The following is a 25,355-nucleotide window of genomic DNA, read 5'->3' as shown; positions in this document are numbered from 1 at the left end:
ATGAAGAATAGAAGGTAGTTCAGATGAAATGGATGGGAAGATTTGAAGGATACCATGCAGCCGCATTCCGCAAGGATCTCATTTCAGGCCTCATTGTTGGCATTATCGCCATTCCATTAGGGATGGCGTTTGCTATTGCGGCTGGTGTAAAACCGGAATATGGCATTTATACCACCATCGTTGCCGGTATCTGTATTTCCTTGTTCGGAGGTTCTAAATTTCAAATTGGCGGACCGACCGGTGCATTTATTCCGATCCTTTTCGCAATTGTCATGGAATATGGATACGAAAATTTATTGCTTGCGGGATTTTTGGCGGGAATTATTCTCGTTCTCATGGGGCTATTTAAACTCGGTGCATTGATAAAATTTATTCCTCGCCCTGTAACCATCGGATTTACCGCTGGAATTGCCGTCATAATCTTCAGCGGACAAATTGCCAACTTTTTAGGTTTGAGCGGTATCGAGAAGCATGAGAATTTTCTACCAAATATGAAGGAAATTGTAATGCATCTCACAACTACAAATCTCTACAGTGTTATCACAGCGGTGGTTTGCTTGGCTGTCATCCTCCTAACGCCGAAGTTTCTACCGAAGGTCCCTGGTTCCTTGGTAGGGCTCGTCGTATCCACTATAGTGGCGACCGTATTCTTTAAAGGGGAAGTTGCAACGATTGGATCGTCATTTGGAGCTATTCCAAGCACCCTACCCCATTTTCATTTCCCTGATCTAACCTGGGATCGCATTGAAAACTTGATTCGCCCCGCCTTTATTATTGCCATGTTGGGCGGCATCGAATCTTTATTATCGGCGGTTGTTGCCGACGGCATGACCGGCAGTCGTCATAACAGCAATCGTGAGCTGATTGGGCAAGGTGTCGCCAATATGGTAACCCCTCTCTTTGGAGGCATTCCAGCGACAGGAGCCATTGCACGAACAGCAACCAATATCAAAAACGGTGCGGTCTCACCTCTGTCGGGTATTATACATGGCATTGTTGTATTGCTGGTGCTCATTTTGTTTGCACCTTATGCATCGGAGATCCCACTTGCTAGTATGGCACCGATTCTGATGCTGGTTGCTTGGAACATGAGCGAACGAAAAGAATTCGCTCACGTCTTAAAAACCAAAACGAGCGATTCCGTTGTCCTTCTCATTACCTTTTTGCTTACGGTCTTTACAAATTTAACGACTGCCGTTGAAGTCGGATTAATCTTGGCCGTAATTCTGTTTGTGAAACGAATGAGTGATGGCTTACTGGTTTCCAAGGTATTGCCTGACCCAACAGCTAAACATGAAAAAGTGAAAGCCCACATGGTAACCGAAGGCCACGATTGTCCACAAATCGGGATCTATACCATCGAAGGCCCTCTCTTTTTCGGCGCCGCGAACATGTTTGAAAAGTCCATTATGGATACGATTCATCTTAGGCCGAAAGTATTGCTGCTGCGCATGGGAAAAGTACCTTTTATGGATACGACAGGTGAATCGAATCTGTCCAGTTTGGTGAAACATTTCGAGAAGTTTGGCGGGATTATTCTTGTATCCGGAATTCAAGCTCAGCCTTTGGATGTATTGAAGAGAACAGGGTTGTATACGCTGATTGGGGCTGAACATTTTTTTGGACATACCGGTGAGGCACTTAACTTCGCGCTATTGCAACTGGATTTGAATAAATGTCTAGGTTGTAAACATTTCGCTTTCCGTGAATGCGCGGCGTTATCAAACAAGGAGTCTCAAAAAGAAGTAATCACCAGCTTGAAGCCAGATCCATCAAGGACCTAACCTATTCTCACTCGGAGTCGCCCCAAAGACGAAATGAGGTGAATGGGAATGCAACTTGCACTTCAGCAGTACAGAGTAGATGTTTTTAAGGTCATGGCTCATCCGCTGCGATTGCAGATTTTGGAGTTATTATGTGAAGGACCGAAAGGTGTCAATGAGCTTCAAACGCGTTTACAAAGTCAAGGTTCTGCGGTTTCCCAACATTTAGGTATTTTAAAAGCGAAGCATCTCGTAATAGGAATGAAGGTTGGAACTCGCGTCGTCTATTCGGTGCAAGATCCTCTTATATGTGATCTGCTCTTCATGACCAAAAACATGTTTAACAACCAATTAATGAGCGTGATTGACATACTTGATATCAGGACTCATTGAACAGCAAGGGTCAGATCGGAAGTGTATGAAATGAGTCAAATTCATATTCAGCAAAAGGGAGAGGGGTTCTCGATCATTCTTTTGAAGCAAACGACCGGCATTCGTCAAGAATTTGGATACTGTACGGGTTATTGCGAGAGCGTCGTATTTGCTTTGGAAAAGGCGAAACAACTACACATTCCAGAACAAAACATTTTATATCAGGGGAGAAAAATTGGTTTTTTTGCTTATAGAGATCCTCTTTAAGATGAAACAAGGAGCTGCTTGATATGGTTACCCGTTCGTTTCGACTACAGGAGTATATGGAAGTTTCGACCTTGCTTGAAACAACCTTTCGGCTATCTTCTTGGAAAAAACGATAACGGTTTTCGCTAAACAACTTAAGCGAGAGGAGAAGATTATGAACGATTTAAAAAATAAAGTTTTTTGTTTGACTTGTCAGAAGGTCACGTGTATCTCAAAGGCTATTCATGTTCTTTCGACAACAACGGTTTCTGGACAATATCGGAAATCAAAAGGTTGCCATGATTGTCGGGCGGATAATAGAAAAGTGTTCCAACAATCGTATCTTCTATTTAAGCAAACAAGCTTGTGATGTCTTTTTGATCTTCAACTTTATTATTACCTTTATTGCACTGGGAATTATAGTGTATTTATTTATCAAGTCGTAGTCAAACCGATGGTATTAATCTGGAGGTGTCAGTATGTTGCTTGTTTATATCGCGGTTATTGGAGTAGCCGCCTTTATTATATGGATTACCATATGGGCAACTAGTAAAGCGTATTCTAAAAAATGGGATCGACCAGATGAATAGTTAGCTATTCATGTGAAGGATGTAATGTAAGCGGTTGGGTGTGATTGCCTTGTCCAGTAGCATAAGGAGTTCGAATGACTACCCTGAGAAAAGTGGTGGGACGCTGACCTTCGAATCATTTATTCAATATAGAAAGGAGGTCGATTTTGAGCTCCAATGGATTTGGAATTTTGATGGTTAGTGTTGTTTATTTTGGTTTAATCATCTGTTCTTTTGTTATCTTGAAGACAAACAAGACTCATTCTAAGAAGCGAAAAGAAGAGGAACATTCTGATAAATGAAAGTTTTGTATCTATATTAATTATGAACTCCGATCGCGCGATTTACGAATTATGCGTATTGCGTTCACTTAAACAACAGGTAGTTGAGTTTGGTCCGGGTTCCACCGTCCGGGCAACTTTATCTCACGTAAGGAAAGCGCCGATACAATGTTGACACTTGCCCCAGTATGGCACTTATAGGCATAACCCCGTGAATATTTTCTTTAAGTTTCCGAATCTGTTTTTTGGTATTAGAACTTAGAGTTCTATTTTAATTTTACCGGTAAATAATAAGGGGAATAAGCATTAATTGAACACCATTGTTCCGGTTCTGACCATTTTAGGAACCAACGATTACGTTTTACATTAAATACATGTAAACAAAGTGGAAGCCCTTATTTAACAAGGGATTCCACTTTTGGAGTTTGGATAACTGACACTTCGCTGGTACTACCCCTAGAAATAAGAAGGGCTTATATCTTTCCTTCGGGTACAGTGTCCGCGGTACGATCTTTGATAAAAAATGTAGTAAGTAGGGCAATCATACTTCCGATCAATCCGTACAAAAATATGTGATGGATTCCGCTCATAAAATCTTCTGATCTCGTCAGAATTGCCCCCATGATCGTTACGCCTATTGCTGTTCCTATGTTACGAGCAAACATCATAAATGAAGTTGAAATTCCTTTTTCATGCGGTTCAACAAGCTGCTGGGCGCCGATAACGCCTGTTGTCGATAATAAACCGAAAGCGAAACCTTGAATCATCAAAACAAAAAATACATACCAAAATCCATTTCCATCGTGCAAAAAAGCGAGGAAGACTCCGGAAGTAGCGAGCAGAATACTTCCAATAATAAACAGACGGCGATAGCCAAATTTCAAAATCCACTTTCCCGCCGGAACAGATGCAGAAAGCCAACCAAGGGCAGTTCCTAGTAATGCGATGCCACTTTGGAAAACGGAGAGTTTGGTTATGTCCTGTAGAAACAACGGGATATAGCTTGCGGTTCCAAATAAGGCCGCCCAACCAAGGAAACCGTTAATGTTCATCCAGCGAATCGTTTTATCTTTAACAATGGAAAGGGGAACGAGTGGTGATGCTTGCTTTTTTTCAAAGAAGTAAAAGGCGATAATGAATATTGCGCCAACACTGACATAGAGGATTTGATTGCTATCTACGACAGTTGCCAGAAGCAACACACTGACTCCAATCGTAAACAAAAGTGCGCCGATATAATCGATACGTGCTTTTTTGGGAGTATACTCCTCTTTATATGGTAATAAAGTGAGCAACGCTAGAATGCAAATCGGGATATTTATAAAGAAAATCCATCTCCATGTCATATACTCCACGAAAAATGCGCCTAATAGCGGTGCGATGACTGCAGACAGTCCCCACATTGACGTCCCCAAGGCTTGAATTTTTCCGCGCTGTTGAATGGAAAATAGATCGCCTGCAATAATAGCTGGAAAAGGCATCATGAAGCCAGCACCGATACCTTGAATTCCACGGAAAATAACAAGCTGTACCATCGTTTGCGACACACCGCACAGTATAGAACCGATTAAAAATAAAATAATTCCAAAAGCAAAGACTCGTTTCCGGCCGAACAAGTCTGATAATCGGCCTGCAACTGGAGCGAGCACGGTGCTTGCGATCATATAAGAGGCAAACGGCCAAGCAAAAAATTCAAACCCGCCAAGACTCTTTGCTATGATTGGCATTGTTGTATTCATAATCGTGGTATCCATTGATGCTACGAATAGGGCGAGTACAATACTTATCAATATTGTTGTTCTGCTTTTCAATCAAACTCCCTCCCAACATCTTGGGATCAATTATTTTACAACAATAACTGGACACAGTACTCTCTTAACCACTTTATGACTTACGCTGCCCAAGACAAATTCCTGTAAGGCATTTAGCCCGCGGCTTCCAATAATGACCAAGTCCACTTTCTCATTGTTTGCATATTCCACAATAGCTGGACCAGGATCGCCAGTAATAATCTTTGTTTCATGATTGACATTTTTAGCAGAAAGTTGTTCTGCAATAGGAAGCAACTTTTGATGTCGTTTCAACTCTATTTCCTCATGATTTTGAGAATGCAAGACTTCACTTTTAATTTTGGATAAGTCCGCCACAAATAGGATTTCAACGGTGGAATCTGGAATCAAGGATGCAATTTTCGCAGCCTCCTGGGCTGCCCGAATCGAGTTTTTTGACCCATCAGCAGCGAGTAAAATACGTTGATACATATTCATCTCTCCCCTTCATTAGTGTGCTTTTAATTGAGCATTTGCATCTTGGTATACGGCTAACTTATCTATAATTTTTTTGCTAGATGCATTTAGTCCTTTAATTGTGACATGATTATTGTTTTCACGATATTTGATGACTACTTTATCTACTGCGCCTACGCCAGAGTCGTCCCAAATGTGTGCATGAGAGAAATCAATCACAATATTTATATCATCAGCGATATTAAAGTCAAAGGCTTTTATGAAGCCTTCCACAGAGGCAAAGAACAATTGACCCGTTACATCAAATATGATTTCTTTGCTGGTCTGCCGTCTTCTAACCTCTAGTTTTGAAATTTTGGCCACAAAGAAGATAGCGCTAAGAATAACACCGGCTATAACGCCTTTGGAGAGGTCATGAGTCGCCACAACGATAATGACCGTAGTCAACATTACAAGAGCATCCGTCTTTGGAGCTTTACGCAGATACGAAAATGATGTCCAATCAAATGTGCCAATCGATACCATAATCATAATCCCAACCAAAACAGGCATCGGTATTTGTACAACCAATCCGCCTAATACAAGAATCAGAAATATTAAGAACAGACCTGCAACTAACGTGGACAACCTGCCGCGGCCCCCTGATTTGACGTTGATTACAGATTGACCGATCATGGCACATCCAGCCATACCGCCAAAGAAACCTGTAATAATATTTGCGATACCCTGTCCTCTGGATTCTCTGTTCTTGTTGCTTTCTGTTCCTGTCATATCATCAACGATAGAGGATGTAAGCAACGATTCCAGTAATCCGACAATGGCTAAAGCGACAGAGTAAGGAAAGATGATTTGAAGTGTTTCAAAATTAAATGGAATGTCCGGGATAAAGAAAGAAGGCAGGGTTTGAGTGATTCTTCCTAAATCCCCAACCGTTCCTAAATCTAAATGTCCCCAGATGGCAACCGATGTAAGGATGATAATAGCGATTAATGGGGCTGGTATGGCTTTGAAAAAACGAGGCAATACATATACAATAATCAAAGTAATAGCAACAAACACATAAGTCAGAGTTGATATGCCAACAAAATGAGGGACCTGCGCCATAAATATCAGGATTGCGAGTGCGTTAACAAAACCGATCATGACGGCTCTAGGAATAAATTTCATTAGCTTTGCAATCTTGAATAATCCAAAAATAAGTTGTATGATCCCGGTGAGTATAGTGGCGGCTAATAAATATTGTAATCCGTAATCTTTAACTAGAGGTACCATCAGCAAAGCCATCGCGCCAGTAGCGGCGGAAATCATACCTGGACGACCGCCTACAAAGGCTATAATGACTGCGATACAAAAAGAGGCATATAAACCAACCATAGGATCGACACCGGCAATAATGGAAAAGGCAATCGCTTCTGGAATGAGAGCCAAAGCGACAACAATTCCAGCAAGTATGTCGCCCCTTATGTTTGAAAACCACTCTCTTTTTATTCTTTCAACCACGTTTACTTCCACTCCTTATTTATTTTTAGTGTGACTTTTAACTCTCATAAAAGTCAGGTTCCGTATTAGGCTCATTCATTTTATCACCAAAAGGACCAAAATGGAACCTTTTAGGTCCCTTTTTTGTGGTATGCTTTCAAAAGGGCTTCTGCAGTAAGGAGGGCACGTTATGTTAATTGGTTATATGAGACCCTATCAAGATGATTTAAATTGTAAAATCCAAATAGAGACTTTGAAAGAACTGAATTGTGACCAATTCTTCACTGAGGAGCATTCATCCCCTAAAAAAAGAGTAATGTTAATAAAAATGATGAATGAACTTCAACCAGGGGATACAGTTGTTGTTGCAAGGCTATTTTCATTTGCGGATTCTACCCGGCATCTAGCAGAGCTATTAAATCAATTAAATGAAAAAAGGTCATATCTCTATACTGTTGGCGAAGGGATAAATACGAATCAATCATCAGGATACTCATTTCATGACAGCGTAAATTATTTATTGAATTTTCAAAGTGATGTCATTAGTGAGAATACTAAAAAGGGATTGTATGAGGCGAAACAAAAAGGAATGAGTCCTGGCCGTCCGCGAAAGCCTGATGAGAATGTGAAACGAGCCATTCATATGTATCAGAGTCAAAAGTATAGTCTTGCACAGATAAAGGAAGAGACGGGAATTAGTAAAACTACACTATATCGCTATTTGGAGAGTTGATCTAGTCCAATATAGACTGCCTTAGGGGGAGTACCAGCGAAGCTGATACCACCCGGCCTTCTTGGAAATTTATGAGTCATATTCAACAAACTATTTTGTTCCATACTTTTGGACTTCGTGACAGTGACGCTGGTAATACCCCAATTAACCCGGCCTGGGTTCCGGACCGGGACGAAATAAAGTTGGAATAATTGGATTTAACTAACCTTCAGCAGACAGTGCAATTGCTTTTGTTTCATGAACTGTACCATATGGATGCTCAGGAGGCGCATAGATAACGTAAACTTTAAGGGGGGTATTGCCTGTGTTGGTTACATTGTGCCATTTTCCAGCAGGTATCATAATTGCATAGTCATCATAGGCCATTACTTGAAAATCCAATTTGTCCTTCCTATCACCCATTTGAACAAGTCCCTGACCTTCTTCAATACGTATGAATTGATCAGTTGTCGGATGGACTTCTAAACCGATATCATCGCCAACATTAATACTCATCAGAGTCACTTGAAAATGTTTTCCTGTCCATAAAGCGGTACGGTAAGTTTTGTTTTGCTTTGCTGCCTGGTCAATATTCACTACAAGTGGACTTTGTCCATAATCTCTTAATTTCATTTTTCCGTAGGGATTACTATCAGTATTATACCAATTGTAATAGTGAGGATTATAATCCCGATAGTTGTTATTCCAGCTGTTATGCATCGGATTATGCCATTGATAGTGATGGCATGATTTATGGAACATACTCATTCTCCTCTTATGATTCAGTGTTTACTTTTTTATCATATGCAACTGCCTATATAAAGGAGTGCAAAACCTGCAGTAATGGGCAAGAGCCTAAATAATCACAAGACAAATACAAACTATTTACAAATGGTCCTAGATGCCCAACTCCTGGAACTTGACGAACTGTCGTTCCGGTTTTTGATCTTTAGCCGACACACGGCCATATCCCAGCTTCATGTGTACTTTCTCCCCCATATTAGTTCCACCCGCAAAGTCAATGTAATAAAATATAATTGAAAGTGCTTACGTCCTTGAAGCGAAAGGCGAAGCGTATATATGGTAACGCCAACATTTCGGAAATTCTGTACGCTAAGGACTTCCCAAAAAGCGATGTAAAAAAATGTGGGTGCACAAACATTCTCGGTAATGAATTCTTTTTAATTAAAGAGGAAGAATATCTATTTGACCCTGTACTTAAGTACAGGGTTTATACTACGTGTGAGGTGAAGCAAATGCAGTTTCGTATCGGAGAACTTGCTGATAAATGTAACGTTAACAAAGAAACTATCCGGTATTATGAACGAATCGGTTTAATTGCAGAACCTTCTCGTACCGATTCAGGCTACCGAATATATCCAGAACAAACAGCCGATCGTATAACATTTATTAAACGCATGCAGGAATTGGGATTCGTATTAAATGAAATTGACAAATTGTTAGGTGTTGTTGATCGGGATGAAGTAAAGTGCCGCGATATGTATGATTTCACTGTTCAAAAGATAGAGGACATCCAGCGTAAAATTGAAGACCTCCGAAGAATTGAACGGATGTTGGTAGACCTTAAAGAAAGATGCCCCGAAAACAAAGATATTTATGAATGCCCCATTATTAAAACAGTGATGAATTAAAGACTGCACAAGGAGTGATACAAAATGCATAGCTGTTGTCAAACTTCCACTGATAATCCAACAAAATCAATTCAATGCCCTGTTTGTTACCAAAAGGGCAAAACTATTCAATTGATTACGCTCAAGGCATTGCTTCAACCAACCGCGTTAGAAACAATATACCCTGAATTAACTTACACTTTTTGCGCGAATTCATCTTGCGAAGTTGTCTATTTTAGTGATGAGCAGACATTTGGCAAAGATATGCTCAAAGTTTCGGTGTTCCAAAAAGACGCTGCATTGGAAGTACCCGTTTGTTACTGCTTCGGATGGACAAGAGAACGCTTAATACAAGCCGTTCAGGAAAATCAGAATCCAATTGATCATATAAGAGAACAAATTCAAGCTGGTCGCTGTGGGTGTGAGGTTAATAACCCACAAGGAGCCTGCTGTTTGGGCAATGTCACGTCATTCATCCGGAGCCTTGACAAGATCTAATTTCTTGTCAATCTTACGAAATCTATATCGTTTCACCCGGTGAAAATTAATCGAAAACATCGCAGTTCCTTCCCCGGCGGCTGCTTTTTTCTTTTTCAACGTTAATACTGCGATAACAATTGGCATGTAAAATCATATTTGAAATAAGCAAATAATTATATGGCTATTTACAAGGGGTAGGGGAGTGTGGGAGAATGAAACGGGATGTTACGCGGATTTATTTCCTTTGCGGGCAAAATCGGTGCCGAAGTCAGATGGCCGAAGCCTTTGCTAAGTTTTATGGCGGGGATCATGTGGTGGTGGAGAGTGCCGGATTAGAACCATCGAAAGAAGTGCATCCTTACACCGTTGAAGCTATGCGCGAGGTAGGCATCGATCTTTCCCAGCATGTTTGCAAAAAAATCGATATGAAATTTTTTCTAGCGTCGAATGCCATCGTCAAGTTGTGCGAACAAATTGTAGAACGCTGTCCTATCGTACCGTTTAAGATCATGAACGTCGAGTGGAACATCCCCGACCCGTTGGCTGTAGACGGCGGCAACCTGGAAGACGTGAAGAGAGCGCGTGACGAGATTCGGGAGAAAGTAATCGGGTTGTTAAAAGGGATGGACATTCCCGTCGCTTAAAAGGAGTGAAGCAGTTGAGCAAACTAGAAGAAGTAGCGGATGCCTTGAAGCTATTGGGGGACCGGAACAGACTCACTATCGTAGCCTTGTTGCAGGTGAAGGAACTGTGCGTGTGCGAGATCGTGGACATTTTGAAAACGAGCCAGCCCAATATCAGTCAGCATATGCGCAAGCTGCGGGACGGGGGCCTGGTCAAAGAGTCTCGCAGGGGACAGTGGGTTTATTATTCGCTCTGCCTGGAAGACAAGCCTTATATTTTGGATATTCTAAAAGAAATTCCTTCGCAAGCGGCGCTGATTGAGCCTGCCGTTTGCGAAACCAATGATTGCTGTACGTAGTTCAGGAGGAAGCATAAATGGTTTATGTGGCGATTTTCATTTTCTTGGTAACGTTGCTTTTTGTCATTTGGCAACCGAAAGGATTAAATATCGGCTGGTCGGCAAGTGCCGGAGCGATCTTTGCTTTGCTCTTTGGTGTGGTCAGCTTCGCGGACGTCGGCACCGTAACCGGTATCGTGTGGAACGCTACCTTGGCGTTTGTGGCCATTATTTTAATCTCACTGGTGCTGGATGAAATCGGATTTTTTGAGTGGGCTGCATTGCATATGGCGCGGCTGGCCCGCGGAAACGGCCTGCTCATGTTTGTATTTATCATCCTGCTGGGATCGGCGGTTGCCGCCCTGTTTGCCAATGATGGCGGGGCCTTGATTATTACCCCGATTGTACTCGCCATGGTCCGGGCACTTAAGTTTGATGAAAAGATGATCCTGCCGTTTATTATGGCCAGTGGGTTCATTGCGGATACGGCATCTTTACCGCTTGTCGTCAGCAACTTGGTTAACATCGTATCTGCGGATTATTTCAACATCGGTTTTGCGGAATACGCGAGCCGCATGATTGTTCCGAATTTCTTTTCCGTCATTGCGAGCCTCATTGTGTTGTATCTGTATTTCCGGAAGAGTATCCCGAACACTTACAATCTTAAGCAACTGAAAAAGCCGAAGGAAGCCATCAAGGATATGCGGCTGTTTAAGTTATCTTGGGTCATTTTAGCCGCGCTGCTCGTTGCGTATTTCATTAGCGAATTTTTCTCGATCCCTGTATCCATTATTGCCGGGGTTGCAGCGATTGCCTTTTTGTTCGCGGCGAGAAAAAGCCCTGCGATTCATACCTGGAAACTGGTCAAAGGCGCTCCCTGGGCTGTCGTCATCTTCTCTATCGGCATGTATGTGGTCGTTTATGGCTTGCGCAATGCCGGACTTACGGATGCACTAGGCAGCGTCATTCAAGCGGTCGCAGACCAAGGGTTATTTGTGGCTACCGTAGGTATGGGCTTTATTGCAGCCATCCTGTCGTCCATTATGAACAACATGCCCACGGTCATGATCGATGCGCTGGCCATCCAAGGTACGCAAACCGATGGGTTCATTCGTGAGGCGCTGATCTATGCGAATGTGATCGGTTCGGACTTAGGGCCGAAAATTACGCCAATCGGCTCCTTGGCCACGCTGCTTTGGCTGCATGTCCTATCCACGAAAAACGTGAAAATTAGATGGGGCTATTATTTTAAAGTCGGTATCCTGTTAACCATTCCCACGTTGTTCATTACGCTCACCGGTCTTTATGTATGGCTTTATGTTCTCCAGACGCTACAGGTGAATGTATGGTTATGTATCGCGGTGATCGTGATCGTCCTAGTGGTAGTTGCAATGATCATGAAGACTTTTATGAGAAGTAAACAAGCGAAAAGAGTTCATCAAGGCGATTAATGAATTGAAATCAAAGGAGATTGTTCACCATGGAGAAAAAACAGTTAATTTATTTTTTGTGCACCGGAAATTCTTGCAGAAGCCAAATCGCAGACGGGTTTTTAAACGCGCTAGGCAGCGATAAATATGAAGTTAAAAGTGCAGGTCTTGAAGCACACGGACTGAATCCGCGTGCGGTGCAAGTCATGCAAGAAGCTGGCGTAGATATTAGCAAAAACACCTCCGATGTGATCGATCCGGATATTTTGAATCACGCCGATTATGTTATTACCCTGTGCGGCCACGCCGACGAGCATTGCCCTGTGATCTCCAACAAGAATGTAACGAAATGGCATTGGGGTTTTGATGATCCGGCAAAAGCAACCGGAACGGAAGACGAAATTATGAACCAGTTCCGCACCGTTCGCGATTCGATTAAGAGCCGGATTGAACAATTTGTCAAAGAAGGGAAATGAGGTGGCGACGATGATCAAACGAATGCATGTTGCTTTAAACTGCACGGAGCTGAACAAGTCTCTTGAGTTCTATCGCGCTTTTTTTGGAGCCGAACCGAGTAAGGTTAAAGATAACTACGCCAAATTCGAGTTAGAAGAACCGGCGCTTCATTTTTCGCTCAATGTACGTCCCTTCGAACAAAAGGGTGTACTGAACCACTTGGGATTTCAAGTGAATAATACGGAAGAAGTGCTGGCCATGGGGGAGAGGCTTCGTCAAAGCGGACTGCTACTGATTGACGAGATGAATACCACATGCTGCTATGCGGTGCAGGATAAAGTTTGGGTATATGATCCGGACGGCAACGCTTGGGAGATTTTCTACACAAAAGAAGATTCCGAATTCGAATCCGCCGGAGAAGCCAGGGATTTGTCCCTGTGCTGCGCGCCGCCAGCGGCCCCGGTTCCGATTGAGTTTGGATCGTTTAAAAAAGGAGTATAGTCCATGGCGTCTGAAAAAACCTACCATGCTTTGATTCCTGATAAAATTTTTATGGGCGCGGCAGCCGATGTTGAATCGATGGTAAAAAATGAAGGTATCGACGTGATCGTGGATCTGCGCGGCGAAGCGACGGATTGCGCCTATCCAGCGGCGAGTGCGGAATGGATTCAAATTCCGTTAGCAGATCATGCTGCTATGCCGCAAGAAAAAGCCTTCGAGCAAGCGATCCAGGCCGTCATCGAAGCTTATCACCAAAACAAGAAAGTTGCTTTTCATTGTGGCGGTGGAAAGGGACGGACCGGTACGGTAGCCGCTGGCACCTTACTTGCCTTGGGATTAAGCGACACGCTTGACGAAGCCGAGGCCAAGGCGAAGAGCATTCGCAACATCATTGATATTAAACCCTCCCAGAGAGAATCGTTGCACAAATTATATCCCGGCAAATAAGCAATCAGGAGACCACTCAGCCGAGTGGTTTTCTATTGCGATTATTTTATTTGCAATTTGCAAATAAATATTGTATAACTAAGTCATGAGGTGAACCACAGTGGAAAATGTTCGCGAACTATTTCAGATCATGACACGCCGTTTTGGGTTTCTCAATAAAAATTGCTGCTCCGCCGGTGGATGCGATATATCTTTGGTGCAAAGCCATATTCTTTACGAGATCGATCGTCAGCATCAACCGTCCATTCAGCAGGTAGCCGAGGCGTTAGGGACCGATATTACGACCTTTAGCCGACAAGTCCAATCGTTAATTAAAATGAATTTGGTCAAAAAATCGCCCGATCCGGACGACCGCAGGGTGTATGTGCTTTCGCTCACGACAGAAGGGAAGTACGTGGCCACGACGATTGACCAGCAAATGAACGCTTATTTAGCTGAAGTTTTCTCTCACATGAACGATTTTGAAAAAGAAACGGTCATTCGCTCCATTAAGCTTTTGAATGAAGCGATGTCAAAATCCAGCCTTTGCTGTTCCACCCCCATCGGGTGATTTCTTTTCTCTAATACTTGCAAATTGCAAATAAATCGGAGGATGTTGGGTATGAATGAGGTATTGGATACGATTGTCATTGGAGGGGGGCAGGCGGGTCTGGCTTCCGGCTATCATCTTCAGAAGAAAGGACTTCGATTTCTGATTTTGGACGCGGGCGACGAGGCGGGGGCTCGTGGCCGCGTTATTACGATAGTCTCAAACTGTTCTCTCCAGCACGTTTCTCGTCGATGCCAGGCATGAAGTTCCCCGGCGATCCGAATGGCTATCCCAAGCGTGATGAAGTCATTCGTTATTTACAGGATTATCGGGCAAAATTTCAATTGCCGGTTCGGACCAATCAGCGCGTAGCATCGGTCGAAAGGGATGGAGAAGGGTTTAGGGTCCGTACGATAGCAGGGGATACGTTTCGGGCGCGCACCATCATTAATGCGGCCGGCTCATTTCACAATCCCTATACGCCAGTTTTGCCGGGGCAGGAGGCGTTTCAAGGCCGCACACTTCATTCCTCCGAATACCGGAATCCGGAGCCATTTCGCAATCAACGCGTAGTGGTGGTCGGGCGTGGCAATTCTGCCGTACAGATCGGTGTTGAGCTGGCCGAGGTGAGCAAGACGTCTTTAGCGGTACTCCGGCCGGTCCAATTCATGAAATCGAGGCTGTTGGGTCAGGATGTGCATTTTTGGATCAAACTGATTGGATTTGACACCTTTCCATTTTGGCGGTTCGGGAAAACTGCGCCGAGTTCAAGTGCGGTGAACGATTCGGGCGGGTACAAAGAAAAAGTAGCGGCAGGAAAACCGGATCAACAACCGATGTTTACGTCCTTTTATGAGGAGGGCGTCATTTGGCCGAACGGGACAAAAGAACCGGTGGATACGGTGATCTTTGCGACAGGCTACCGGCCGCATCTTCCCTACCTTCAAGCGATTGGCGCGCTGGATGCGGAAGGGAGGCCGTTACATCAAGCAGGCATAAGCGACGTTCCGGGGCTTTATTATGTGGGGCTGGAAGGGCAGCGTTCCTTTGGTTCTGCTACCTTAAGGGGGGGGGGCCGGACGCGCAGTTTGTTGTTAAAAAGCTTTTGCATCATCTTAAACACTGAATACTTACATTTTTTGATAAAAGGATGGGACCGACTTGAACCTCAATTGGTTTGCTGCGGAAATACTTATGAAACAACGCCAAGGGGAAATCGAACGATCTGCTAGAGAAGCGTGGAAATGGTCAGACGCTATGCCAAAGCAATCGGCCCGATTCTTTAACCGACGGCCAATCATTCGTGCAACACCAACGGCCTGCTGCGCTGCGAGCTGCTGTTGATTGTATAAAAAAACTAGGAGTGATCTTTCATGAATCAAGTGAGTAATGATCAAATTCGTCAAAACGTTCGGAATCGGTATAAAGAAATCGCCTTACAGGACGTAGGGGCAGGGTCCTGTTGTACGCCAGCGCCAGCCAATGATTGCTGTAGTTCGGCCGCGGATGTTTCCGCTAAAATGGGCTACTCGTCAGAAGAACTGACAGCCGTTCCGGATGGGGCGAACCTGGGCCTCGGCTGTGGCAATCCGCAAGCCATTGCCGCTTTGCAACCGGGAGAAGTCGTGCTGGACCTGGGCAGCGGCGGCGGGTTTGATTGCTTTCTTGCCTCCCGTCAGGTTGGTGCTTCCGGCCGCGTCATTGGTGTAGATATGACACCGGAAATGGTCAGCCGCGCCCGCGAAAATGCCAGTAAAAGCGGATTTACCAATACGGAATTTCGGCTGGGCGAGATCGAGCATCTGCCGGTTCAGGACCATTCGGTTGACGTAATTATTTCAAACTGTGTCATTAATCTGTCCCCATCGAAGCAGCAGGTTTTTGACGAGGCGTTCCGTGTGCTGCGTAACGGCGGCAGACTGGCCATATCGGATGTCGTGGCAACAGCCGATTTTCCGGATGAAATCAAGCAGGATATCGACCGTATCTATTCAGGGTGCATTTCAGGAGCTTCCTCCATCGGTGAACTGGAGGCCATGCTTGCGCAAAGCGGTTTTACCCAAATTGAGATCGAGCCTAACGACGAATCCCGGACGTTCATCAAGGATTGGATTCCTGGCGCAAATGTCGAACAATACCTGGTGTCCGCCGCGATACGTGCCGTCAAGCCTTGAGCCATGACGGGCCGAACTGTTGCAGCTCGAGTTGAGTTGAACATGTTCGGCATAATAATAAGGCGCTGCCGGTAAACTGGCAGCGCCTTCGCCTTGTACGCCCAGCATGGGCGTCATCTCTAGGGTGAAAGTCCCGAATGGGGGCTGGCAAGCGCCTACCATTAGCCAAGGGCAAGGGTGTCCGCCGCGAGGCGGAATCTGAAGGAAGCCGGAGGCAAAAGCACGGCTCGAGGTACACGAATCCAATTTGAGGCGGTTGCAGCCGGATGAGTCACCATACCATGACGAAATCCTAAGCTGCCAAAGGCTGTAGCCGTAAACTTGGGCGAGTACGGGCGGAAAGATGGCGTTCTTATCTGGGGAGGCCTGCGGGATACGCGAAGTAACTTCGTAACCGCGGCTGAAAAGCCGCGCTGAACCCGCAGGAGTCAGCAGAAGCCATAGTACGCGTGTTGTTGCAACAACACACGGAAGGGCTGAACTTAAAGGAGAGAAGAAACCGATGCGTTCGCGCGAAGAGCAACGACAGCAGAATATCCCGCAAGGGAGCTCGCGGCAAAGAGAAACGGTGAAACCGCCAGGGTATGCCGGAGCGCCGAGTTCTTCGTCGGCACAAATCGACCATACTTCTCGCGAAGGACAATACGACTTGCTGGAGCGGATGCTCGAAGAGAGCAATCTTCGAGACGCCTATAAGCGTGTGAAACAAAACGGAGGAGCGCCTGGCATAGACCAAGTGACGGTAGCAGAGCTACAAGCGCACTTGTGGGAACGCTGGGAAACCGTAAAGTGGGAACTCCAAGCGGGTACGTATAGACCGATGCCAGTCAAACGGGTGGAAATCCCCAAACCCGGAGGCGGGGTGCGGCTGTTAGGTATCCCAACCGTGATGGATCGCTTTATTCAGCAAGCCCTCATGCAAGTGATGACGCCGATCTTCGATCTGCAATTCTCGCCGAACAGTTTCGGATTCCGTCCAAGGAAACGAGCACATGACGCAGTGAAACAGGCGCGGACCTACATCCAAGAAGGATGTCGCTGGGTCGTGGACATGGACTTGGAGAAGTTCTTTGACCGCGTAAATCACGACATCCTCATGGCAAGAGTAGCTAGGAAAGTTTCGGACAAGCGAGTCCTGAAGCTTATTCGAGCTTATCTAAACGCGGGAGTCATGGTCGACGGGATGAGGCAAGAGACGCTGGAAGGAACGCCGCAAGGCGGACCGCTCAGCCCGCTCTTAGCAAACATTCTGTTAGACGATTTGGACAAAGAACTGACGGGAAGAGGACTGAAGTTTGTGCGCTATGCGGACGATTGCAACATCTTCGTCGGAAGCAAACGCGCAGGCGAGCGCGTGATGGAATCGGTTGTCCGTTTTGTGGAGGGGAAGCTTAGACTAAAAGTGAATCGGGACAAAAGCGCAGTAGACCGCCCTTGGAAGCGCAAATTCCTTGGATTCAGTTTTCTGACCAACAAAAGCGCGACAATTCGAATCGCACCGAAGAAAGTGGAACAACTGAAAGAGCGCGTAAGAGGGATAACCTCGCGAACGCGGGGTATCTCAATGGAAAGCCGGTTGAAAGAACTAAACCGCTATCTGATGGGATGGATTGGCTACTTCCGCTTGGCATCCGCGAAGATGCACTGCGAACGCCTAGACGAATGGATTCGGCGTAGGTTGCGGATGTGTCTATGGAAACAATGGAAGCTACCCAAAACCCGACTTCGAAATTTACGCGCCTTAGGTGTGCCTGAATGGGCGGCAAGGATGATGGCAAACTCCCGGCGAGGATGCTGGGAGATGTCCCGAAATATAAATAACGCCCTTAACCGTTACTATTGGAACGACCAAGGGCTGTTAAGTCTAACTTCTCGATATCTTGAAATTCGTTAACCTTTAGGAACCGCCGTATGCGGACCCGCATGTACGGTGGTGTGAGAGGTCAGGGGCTTGCCGCCCCTATCTACTCGATTGCTTAGCGTATATTTTCGTTAAAATGTTGGCAAGAAGAGGGTTGCGCTATGTTCGAACATACGTTACTAAGGTGTGACACCAAGCAAACTTTTTGGCATCTATTGAAATATGGTAAAATAAATCAATACAAATATGTCGAATAGACTAGGAAAAAAGGCAAACCTGATCGAAAGACAGGGACGCAAAGCCACGGGTCTTCTGCACTAGTGCAATGATCGCCGGGTTACCCTCTCAAACCACACCAAGATGACAAGTAGGCACGCCAGTGAGAGGGCGTGTCTTTTTGTCATTTGAAAATAAAAAGAGGTGATCGATTATGAACAAACAAACAAGCTTTTCTGTAGAGATAAAAGATATGATCCGTAGGAACAGGAGTATCAAAGTATTACTGGCGGATGGTGACCTAGCTTGGCAACAGCGACTCGCTATGTTGCTTGAATCCGAGCCAGATATTTATTTATCTAACATCGTTTCGACAAAAGAGGAAGCGATTCGAGCGAGTGTACAATTAGACGTAGACGTAATGATCTTGGAAATGATTTTGAATTCGCCCAAACGAGACGGGCTGGACGCCGCAGCCGAGATTCTCAGAAATAAAGAGTTACCGATTATTGTCCTTTCTTCGATACATGATCCGGAAGTCATGGTCGATGCGGTTGTTGCCGGAGCGGTCAATTATATTACAAAGTCCAACTATATGGACATACCGGTTGCGATCAGAGAAGCTCACCGACGTCAGTCCTCTCTCCATGCGGATGTCGCGACGATAATCCGTAATGAGATCGAGCTTATAAAGCGAAAAGAATTGCATTGCATGCTCACACCTACGGAAAAAGAAATTTTGCAGCTCATAGGCTTGGGCTATCGACAGACAATTATCAGAGAATTACTTGGCATTACTTCGAACACCCTAAAATCGCACGTTCGTCATATCACTCGTAAATTCGACACCCGATCCATTCGAGAAGCTGCTGAGAAGGCGAAACGAAGAGGTCTGTATGATCAGCACTATGCTACGTGATTTAATGGGACTGAAATTGAAACAAGCTTTGGGAAAATTCGGGGATTTTCGACAAAATCATCATGGCAGAGGGTGACAAAAAGATCACCCTCCCCATTCGAACTAATAATAGGTAAAATGAAGGGGTGATCTAAGGAAAAATAGGAATATTATCCCTTACCAAAGGAGGTGGAGAGAAAAAAGATGAATGCTGGAGATTGTTGTCGTGAATCGGAGTCTGAAGTAAATCAAAATGGGACAGGCTCTCGTAAAATGAAGAGGATGGTGCCTTTAACTTACGTAATTATGCGGCTGTCCCCAATATAACAATGAAGGGATGATCGTCATGTATCAATTAGAAACGGAGCGTGAATTATGTTTATTAACATGGATTGATTTGCACTTCATTCAGCAGTTTTGCGGAAGGAGAGTTGTAGTATTTCTTGGAATTGGGGAGGGTGTCTGATGAATCTTACTCAACAGTCCATCCCCTATGAAAAAGTGGAAGCATGGCTTATGTCCTATAGTGATTGGAAAGCAAGGTTGGAATATGCGCAGGCAGAGCTTAAGCATATTCCGGGATTAACGAGGGCTCTGCATGAATGGGTGAATCATGGCAATGGAAGAAAACAAGAACCATTGTTGCGTACGGTCATTCATCGGATAGAGATCACTGAACATGAAATCCCGTTGCTATTATCGAGAATCGGATTGATCGATTACGCTTTCTCGGCTCTCACCACAGAGGAAATTTTGTTCGTTCGTCTACGATATTTGGATAAACTGGCGCTTTCGGTCATTATAGATCGCATTGCACTTTCCCGCCGCGCGTTCTTTTATCATCGGAAGCGAATTCTGCATAAAGTATATCGAAAAATCAAAGATCGGGCGGTCCTGTTGGAACTGGATTCCTTTGGAGAAGACTGATCATATCATTACTTCAGAAGATGCACATACGCATCTTCTATTTTTATGGTTCGTGAATTGAAGAATATCCCCGTTTTCAAACAGGCTCTAGGGTCTACCCCCATTTTTAGCAGTCAGTTCAATCTCTCCGAGTACGATTAACTCCTCACCAAGAGAAGAGATGCCGTGAATCTTTCTTGCACCGAACATGCACCGAACGCTGCACTAGATTTGCTCTTATTTTGCACGAATTATGCACCCAATATGCACGATTTTCCTGATACGATGATAGTATAGCAAGCTTAAGGGCAGCCTACAAGATCATCGGCTGTCCTTTATGTTTGTGAAGCGAGGATTGACGAAACGGGCATAACTTGTTCCATGCATGGTTTCGTCATGTTCCCCATTAATTCGTACAATAATACCGATGAAAGGAGGGCGATGATGCGGTTCCTATTAATCTGTAATTTAGAAATAGGTAGACATGCCATCCTGAACTGGATACATCTGTATTCATTCTATGCGCATTACTTTGCATTCCAGCCATTGAGCGCCGCTTCATTTTTTGCTGTGATCAGCAAAAAGAAGCGAAACGCTCTTTTTTATTTTCTGATTGAAACCCAAAAGAAGGTAGCTATTACAGTGACGAGTGCTGAAGGCATGTGATACGGGACAATCAAAAAGGAGCGTTTGAACTAAAACGTAGGACAACACCATCATAAAACAGACTGGTTATTCCTCTCGCAATGGTGTTGCCATGTGAGGAGGGAAATTGATATTATGTGCCCCACGTTGCATGCAATGTCAAACCACGATCCTTTTATGTGTTTTTACTATTCGTACGGCTCATAACGCCTCAACGATGGATATTACTATCAGACTTGGCTGCAAATCAGCATTGGATTGCTGAGCGGCAAGGTCTTTTTTATTTATGTAACACAATCAACAATCGTTTTAAAGGGAGCGTTGGCTGTCGCTCTCCCCTCCATTTTGGTTTGCTCACAAACCAAAATGGAGGGACGAATATGAAAAGGATTAATTTGCGGGATATGTATCCCTTTATCAAAACGGATGTATGGATCGACCTAGATGATGAAGTGGCACAAGAAATCCGCCGTTTCGACTTAAACGAAAGTGCATACAAATTGCGCACCTATCGTCATCGCGCTTATTACTCGCTTGATCGGAACGACGGTATAGAACAAGATATTCTTTTCCTTTCGATTTCCCCGGAGGAATATTACGAGCGTAAGCTTTCCAATGAGCAGCTTTATGCGGCTATGTGTCGATTGCCGGAAAAATCGTTCAGACGAATTTATGCTCATTTCTTCTTAGGCATGAGCAAAGTAGCGATTGCCCAAGCTGAACAAGTTGATGAACGGGCAGTACGAAAATCTATTGAACGCGGCTTAAAACAAATGGCGCAGTTTCTCAATAAAATGTGATTGCGGTAGGTCAAAGGGTCCGATTTGCTTGCCAAAATGAACAGATAGTTAGAGAGCTTTATGTAGGCGGCGGCTGGGTATTACCAGCCGCTCATTTTCCATGAGAGGGGCAGGTAACAATGAATCCGATTCGATTTCGAGATGCTGAACACGAAAGTTTCTACTATCGGATGCTGGATGAAAGGAAATGCAGCGACGGCTATCATCGGGCACTTTTCTACACATTAGGTATTTCCCGCGATACTCGGAGTCATATCCGCGATTTGTTTGATTTTTCTAATGGGGGCATTAAGCCCGGAGGTCTCGCAGCCTCGTGGCAAACCGGTAGTTCTATCCGCGTGTGTAGGCTTGCTTTTAATCTGTGGAATGGCTGGACGGAAAAAGGTGGGGAACGCTACTCTACTCCCCACGAATTATTCGATTGCAGCTACGCTCCCTATTTTTTTGAAGCGATTCAACTTCGTTATCCGGACTATTGCCGAAGCCAGGAGAAGAATTTCAAGCGGCTGAACGAACAAGTTCGCTGAATGGCAACAAGCTAGGGGAGTGGAATAGATGAAGGATATTAAAACGAGGACTGTTGTGAAAGATATTAAACGTTTGGACAGACTGCCAAACTTGATGGATCGTGTAAAACATTCGAGCGCACGCACAAAACAACACAAAGACAATGACAAGACGATTTCACAATCTCCAAATGAATATGCGCAGCACCATTCTGCATCGGCCATAGATAAAACGGTACGTTTTCAAATTGGAATGAGCGTGGTTGCTAGCAAAAGATTGATAAGGTTCATTCAAAAAAGGCGGGCAAAGTCAGAAGGGGATACAATATCGATACAGAACCCCGCTGCTATAATTACTAAGCCTTCAGGTACACGTCAATTGCGACTTGCCCGTAGGTTGCATCTCCGCAAGCCGGTAGATGGGAAATATCACTTGTCAGCTAACCATCAATCAAAAAAACAACGCTTTATACGGAGCCGGGTCAATGCCCGGCTTTTGCATCCTCTTCGCAAAAATAGCTTTACTAACCGAATTCTAAATCGGGAAGGTAGAGATCAAGAACCGGCCGGGAAAAAAGGAGCATTTGCCGCCGCGGCATCTCATTCAGCAAATGTACGCGTGAATCGTCCAAAAGCGCTAACGTCAGTAAGCATGAGGAAGCGGCATTTCAGGCCACCGTCATCCCGAATCCCCTTCGCTATATCCAAGCAAGCAAGCCATACGATCAAACGTAAAGAAAGGAAATTTAAGACATTATCGCCATTTATAAAAACGGGACAACGGCTAGGACAGGCTAAAAGCCCCTCTGATTATCAAGCGGAAGGAAAAATGAATAGTGCCAGGACAGCGCAGCGGACTGCACAGATGGCGATGACTGCCCGCCGCTCTATTCAAAGGGCACAAGCTGCGGCGCGATTAAATCTTCGGATCATTAAAATGGTAGTAAAAGCAGCCGCTTTGCTTGTCAAAGGGGTAGCCGCGCTTTTGGGGATTAGTAGCACCGTTATTGTATTGCTGTGCATTGTTATGGCTATAGCAGCTGTCATTTCCTCTCCGTTCAGCATCTTTGTTTCCGGTGAAAACACGGATGCCGATGTAAAGCCGCTTTCCCGAATCGTTCAAGAGCTGGACATTGAGTATGCCGACCGACTGGCAGAAATACAGCAGTCCGCTGGCCGTGTAGACCGGGTGGAGTTTCATTACCCGGTAGCGCGGACAACACGCGAATAGATAATTGGATGGATATTATAACCGTTTTTGCCGTGAAGACTGTCATGGATTCAGAAAACGGAATGGATGTAGCAACACTTGATGCAACAAGGATTGGGATCATCCAATCGGTGTTTTGGGACATGAATCAACTGGAATCCCGTATCGAAACGATCGAACATACGGAAAGTGTTACGGTAGAGCATGAAGATGGGACTACCAGCGAAGAGACGACTACCAGCTATGAACACATTTTGCATATTACTGTTTCGAGCAAAACTGCGGAGCAACAGGCTGAATCTTATCACTTTACAAATGAACAGATGGACATCATGAAGGAAATGATGTCTGGAGAGTTTCGGCCACTCATGTTTGCGATGCTGGGTAAAGAAACGGATATTGGCTTGACGCCGGGGCAGCTAGCGGATATTGGGCAGCATTTGCCCGAGGGAGAAATAGGCAGTGAAGTCGTCAAATTGGCGCTAACTCGTTTAGGTGATCCGTACAGTCAACCGAAGGCCGGACAGGATGACTTTACAGATTGTAGCTATCTCGTTCAGTGGGTTTATCGACAGCTAAGCATTAACCTGCCAAGAACCGCAGCAGAACAAGCAAGATTTTGCGTAGAAAATGGCCTGACAGTAAGCGCGGCAGACCTGGTTCCTGGCGATCTAATATTTTGGAGCTACGAGCATAATGGTAGGTTTATGGATATTACCCACGTTGGAATTTATGCGGGGGATGGCAAAGTTGTAGATGCTTCCTCAAGCCGGGGACAAGTAGTGTACCGCAATCTGTTCGATTCGGACAAGCAAGTGTTGTTTGGAAGACCTGCGGTTCAAGTGTGAGGTACAGGTGAGCGTCAAATAGCCCCAACCTACCAGTCAGATGGGAGCGAGTGTATGATGGATAGAGATTACGTGAGACGGAAGGAGTCCGGTAGTGACGGCGACTACGGCATATAAGGCTCCAGTGCATGCGGGTCTTTCAGATCTGCAAGCTTCGGCAGTTGCTCGAACAGGTACATCAGGTACTTGAACGGATGCAGGCCATTTTCTTTCGCCGTCTCGATCACGCTGTAAATGGCAGCACTGGCCGTAGCTCCCAGCGGGGTATTCGCAAACAACCAATTTTTTCGCCCGATCACAAAGGGCTTGATCGAACGCTAACTGCGGTTATTGTCGATTTCAAGACGCCCGTCATTCAGAAACGCCGTCAGTTTCTCCCATTGATTCAAGCTGTAAGCTATTGCTTGGCCGACCAAGCTCTTCGGCATCGTTCGGCATTTTTGCTGGCGCAGCCATGCAAAGTAAGCATGTAGCATGGGCTGGCTTCGCTCGGCCCGTGCGAGGTGGTGATCTTCCGCTGTAGCTTCCTGCAGATCTCGTTCAATCACAAAGAGCTGGTTGCAATACGCCAATCCCTAGGCTGCGACGGTTTCCGGGTTGCCTTTGGCCTCCGGCGCCGCTTTCATTTAATGATGCCTCCAATTTTGAACTTACAGCGAAAAAAATTTTGATGCTTTATTTTCATTAGAAACAAGCAAGAGTCTTGAGCAAATAGAATCTTTCTGTGAGATAAGTATTGATACTTTATCAGGTCAAAAAAATATGAATCGTACACTAAAATAAGACTTAATAATATCAAGGATTTGTTAAAAATGATTTGAAAGACAAAGGTAAGAAAGGTGCCCGGAACATTGGAAGTCAAGGCGGGTTAGAACAGTTTGAATGGCACTTAAGTAGGATTATCCCAGTTCATGCTAACGCGTGGATAACGGACTTTCCCTTGCCTCTGATGAGCTAATGGCAGGAGATTTGATTTTCTGGAACTACGACCGAAAGGGAGGTTTATGAATATTTCGCATGTCGGCATTTATGCCGGCGAGGGCAAAGTTATCGATGCCTCCTCCAGACGGTTACAGGTTGTTTATCGAATGTATTTGACGCCGATCTTCAAGTAATGTACGGCAGGCCGTATTTTCAAAATTGAGGCATTTCGTTCATTTTTGTGAGACTTCTTGTGCAGTGACGTAT

25 protein-coding genes, 4 pseudogenes and 1 riboswitch are annotated in these 25,355 nt (G+C 44.9%); of the genes and pseudogenes, 24 read left to right on the top strand and 5 right to left on the bottom strand.

All coding sequences use genetic code 11. The features are described from left to right. Positions 1–23 precede the first annotated feature (23 nt). Genes HH215_RS35490 through HH215_RS35480 form a run of 3 tightly spaced genes read left to right on the top strand, consistent with a single transcriptional unit; the run spans position 24 to position 2,402 of the window. A complete protein-coding gene (locus HH215_RS35490; protein ID WP_169284762.1) occupies positions 24–1,784 on the top strand; it encodes a SulP family inorganic anion transporter in 1,761 nt (586 codons plus the stop codon). Positions 1,785–1,832: 48 nt separating this feature from the next. Then, positions 1,833–2,156 (top strand): ArsR/SmtB family transcription factor, encoded by a 324-nt coding sequence (locus HH215_RS35485; protein ID WP_169284761.1) that lies wholly within the window; start codon positions 1,833–1,835, stop codon positions 2,154–2,156. Positions 2,157–2,186: 30 nt separating this feature from the next. After that, the gene (locus HH215_RS35480) at positions 2,187–2,402 is read left to right on the top strand and encodes a hypothetical protein (RefSeq protein WP_049868164.1); all 216 of its coding nucleotides are present in this window, start codon (positions 2,187–2,189) and stop codon (positions 2,400–2,402) included. A 1,302-nt stretch (positions 2,403–3,704) separates the two neighbouring features. Here HH215_RS35480 and HH215_RS35475 read toward each other — a convergent pair. Genes HH215_RS35475 through HH215_RS35465 form a run of 3 tightly spaced genes read right to left on the bottom strand, consistent with a single transcriptional unit; the run spans position 3,705 to position 6,977 of the window. Continuing rightward, entirely contained in the window at positions 3,705–5,042 is a 1,338-nt protein-coding gene (locus tag HH215_RS35475) for an MFS transporter (protein WP_169284760.1), read from the bottom strand. A 30-nt stretch (positions 5,043–5,072) separates the two neighbouring features. Further along, the gene (locus tag HH215_RS35470; protein WP_169284759.1) at positions 5,073–5,492 is read right to left on the bottom strand and encodes a universal stress protein; all 420 of its coding nucleotides are present in this window, start codon (positions 5,490–5,492) and stop codon (positions 5,073–5,075) included. Positions 5,493–5,510: 18 nt separating this feature from the next. Then, positions 5,511–6,977 (bottom strand): SulP family inorganic anion transporter, encoded by a 1,467-nt coding sequence (locus tag HH215_RS35465; RefSeq protein WP_169284758.1) that lies wholly within the window; start codon positions 6,975–6,977, stop codon positions 5,511–5,513. A gap of 169 nt (positions 6,978–7,146) precedes the next feature. Here HH215_RS35465 and HH215_RS35460 point away from each other — a divergent pair, with 169 nt between their 5' ends. Beyond that, positions 7,147–7,689 (top strand): recombinase family protein, encoded by a 543-nt coding sequence (locus tag HH215_RS35460; RefSeq protein ID WP_049868160.1) that lies wholly within the window; start codon positions 7,147–7,149, stop codon positions 7,687–7,689. 201 nt (positions 7,690–7,890) lie between these two features. Here the strand turns inward: HH215_RS35460 and HH215_RS35455 are convergent, their stop codons facing one another. Then, positions 7,891–8,430, bottom strand: coding sequence for a cupin domain-containing protein (locus HH215_RS35455; RefSeq protein WP_084781435.1), 540 nt, complete (start codon positions 8,428–8,430; stop codon positions 7,891–7,893). A 494-nt stretch (positions 8,431–8,924) separates the two neighbouring features. Between HH215_RS35455 and merR1 the strand changes: the two genes are divergently transcribed. The 19 genes and pseudogenes from merR1 to HH215_RS37140 all read left to right on the top strand — a co-directional run. Beyond that, positions 8,925–9,320, top strand: coding sequence for a mercury resistance transcriptional regulator MerR1 (merR1, locus tag HH215_RS35445; protein ID WP_169284804.1), 396 nt, complete (start codon positions 8,925–8,927; stop codon positions 9,318–9,320). Between the two features lie 24 nt (positions 9,321–9,344). Next, positions 9,345–9,797: a putative iron-sulfur cluster-binding metallochaperone gene (locus tag HH215_RS35440; RefSeq protein WP_169284757.1), complete on the top strand. Its 453-nt coding sequence runs from the start codon at positions 9,345–9,347 to the stop codon at positions 9,795–9,797. Positions 9,798–9,991: 194 nt separating this feature from the next. After that, a complete protein-coding gene (locus HH215_RS35435) occupies positions 9,992–10,423 on the top strand; it encodes an arsenate reductase ArsC (protein ID WP_049868159.1) in 432 nt (143 codons plus the stop codon). 14 nt (positions 10,424–10,437) lie between these two features. Then, positions 10,438–10,761 (top strand): ArsR/SmtB family transcription factor, encoded by a 324-nt coding sequence (locus HH215_RS35430; RefSeq protein ID WP_049868158.1) that lies wholly within the window; start codon positions 10,438–10,440, stop codon positions 10,759–10,761. A 17-nt stretch (positions 10,762–10,778) separates the two neighbouring features. After that, positions 10,779–12,191, top strand: a complete 1,413-nt coding sequence (locus HH215_RS35425; protein WP_169284756.1) for an arsenic transporter — start codon at positions 10,779–10,781, stop codon at positions 12,189–12,191. Between the two features lie 29 nt (positions 12,192–12,220). Continuing rightward, the gene (gene arsC, locus HH215_RS35420; RefSeq protein ID WP_169284755.1) at positions 12,221–12,646 is read left to right on the top strand and encodes an arsenate reductase (thioredoxin); all 426 of its coding nucleotides are present in this window, start codon (positions 12,221–12,223) and stop codon (positions 12,644–12,646) included. Positions 12,647–12,656: 10 nt separating this feature from the next. Beyond that, complete coding sequence (locus HH215_RS35415) at positions 12,657–13,127, top strand: ArsI/CadI family heavy metal resistance metalloenzyme (RefSeq protein WP_049869721.1); 471 nt, start codon at positions 12,657–12,659, stop codon at positions 13,125–13,127. Positions 13,128–13,130: 3 nt separating this feature from the next. Further along, positions 13,131–13,574, top strand: a complete 444-nt coding sequence (locus HH215_RS35410; RefSeq protein ID WP_049868156.1) for a protein-tyrosine phosphatase family protein — start codon at positions 13,131–13,133, stop codon at positions 13,572–13,574. Positions 13,575–13,674: 100 nt separating this feature from the next. After that, on the top strand, positions 13,675–14,124 hold the full coding sequence (locus HH215_RS35405) for a MarR family winged helix-turn-helix transcriptional regulator (protein ID WP_169284754.1): 450 nt from the start codon (positions 13,675–13,677) through the stop codon (positions 14,122–14,124). Between the two features lie 42 nt (positions 14,125–14,166). Beyond that, positions 14,167–14,256: pseudogene (locus HH215_RS37145) on the top strand (hypothetical protein); the annotation flags it as partial. 5 nt (positions 14,257–14,261) lie between these two features. Beyond that, positions 14,262–15,335, top strand: a complete 1,074-nt coding sequence (locus HH215_RS35400; protein ID WP_375140541.1) for a flavin-containing monooxygenase — start codon at positions 14,262–14,264, stop codon at positions 15,333–15,335. A gap of 141 nt (positions 15,336–15,476) precedes the next feature. Next, positions 15,477–16,277 carry an arsenite methyltransferase gene (locus HH215_RS35395; protein WP_169284753.1) on the top strand — a complete coding sequence of 267 codons (801 nt, stop codon included), beginning with the start codon at positions 15,477–15,479 and terminating at the stop codon, positions 16,275–16,277. Positions 16,278–16,779: 502 nt separating this feature from the next. After that, complete coding sequence (ltrA, locus tag HH215_RS35390; protein ID WP_169284752.1) at positions 16,780–18,171, top strand: group II intron reverse transcriptase/maturase; 1,392 nt, start codon at positions 16,780–16,782, stop codon at positions 18,169–18,171. 226 nt (positions 18,172–18,397) lie between these two features. Further along, positions 18,398–18,483: riboswitch (cyclic di-GMP riboswitch) on the top strand. 85 nt (positions 18,484–18,568) lie between these two features. Continuing rightward, positions 18,569–19,273 carry a response regulator transcription factor gene (locus HH215_RS35385; RefSeq protein WP_169284751.1) on the top strand — a complete coding sequence of 235 codons (705 nt, stop codon included), beginning with the start codon at positions 18,569–18,571 and terminating at the stop codon, positions 19,271–19,273. A 444-nt stretch (positions 19,274–19,717) separates the two neighbouring features. After that, positions 19,718–20,179, top strand: a complete 462-nt coding sequence (locus tag HH215_RS35380) for a hypothetical protein (RefSeq protein ID WP_021877427.1) — start codon at positions 19,718–19,720, stop codon at positions 20,177–20,179. 1,004 nt (positions 20,180–21,183) lie between these two features. Further along, a complete protein-coding gene (locus HH215_RS35375; protein WP_169284750.1) occupies positions 21,184–21,603 on the top strand; it encodes a sigma factor-like helix-turn-helix DNA-binding protein in 420 nt (139 codons plus the stop codon). A 119-nt stretch (positions 21,604–21,722) separates the two neighbouring features. After that, positions 21,723–22,130, top strand: coding sequence for a DUF6075 family protein (locus HH215_RS35370; RefSeq protein WP_021877429.1), 408 nt, complete (start codon positions 21,723–21,725; stop codon positions 22,128–22,130). Positions 22,131–22,158: 28 nt separating this feature from the next. After that, the gene (locus HH215_RS35365; RefSeq protein WP_169284749.1) at positions 22,159–23,340 is read left to right on the top strand and encodes a hypothetical protein; all 1,182 of its coding nucleotides are present in this window, start codon (positions 22,159–22,161) and stop codon (positions 23,338–23,340) included. A gap of 413 nt (positions 23,341–23,753) precedes the next feature. Next, positions 23,754–24,167 (top strand): annotated as a pseudogene (locus tag HH215_RS37140) (C40 family peptidase); the annotation flags it as partial. 104 nt (positions 24,168–24,271) lie between these two features. Here the strand turns inward: HH215_RS37140 and HH215_RS35355 are convergent. After that, positions 24,272–24,742: pseudogene (locus tag HH215_RS35355) on the bottom strand (IS66 family transposase); the annotation flags it as partial. A 346-nt stretch (positions 24,743–25,088) separates the two neighbouring features. Here HH215_RS35355 and HH215_RS36650 point away from each other — a divergent pair. Further along, positions 25,089–25,311, top strand: a pseudogene (locus HH215_RS36650) (NlpC/P60 family protein); the annotation flags it as partial. Positions 25,312–25,355 lie beyond the last annotated feature (44 nt).

The organism is Cohnella herbarum (genome assembly GCF_012849095.1).
Taxonomy (GTDB): Bacteria; Bacillota; Bacilli; order Paenibacillales; family Paenibacillaceae; genus Cohnella; species Cohnella herbarum.
Note: the sequence above shows the minus strand (reverse complement) of the source record. Positions and strands in the feature narration are given on the sequence as shown.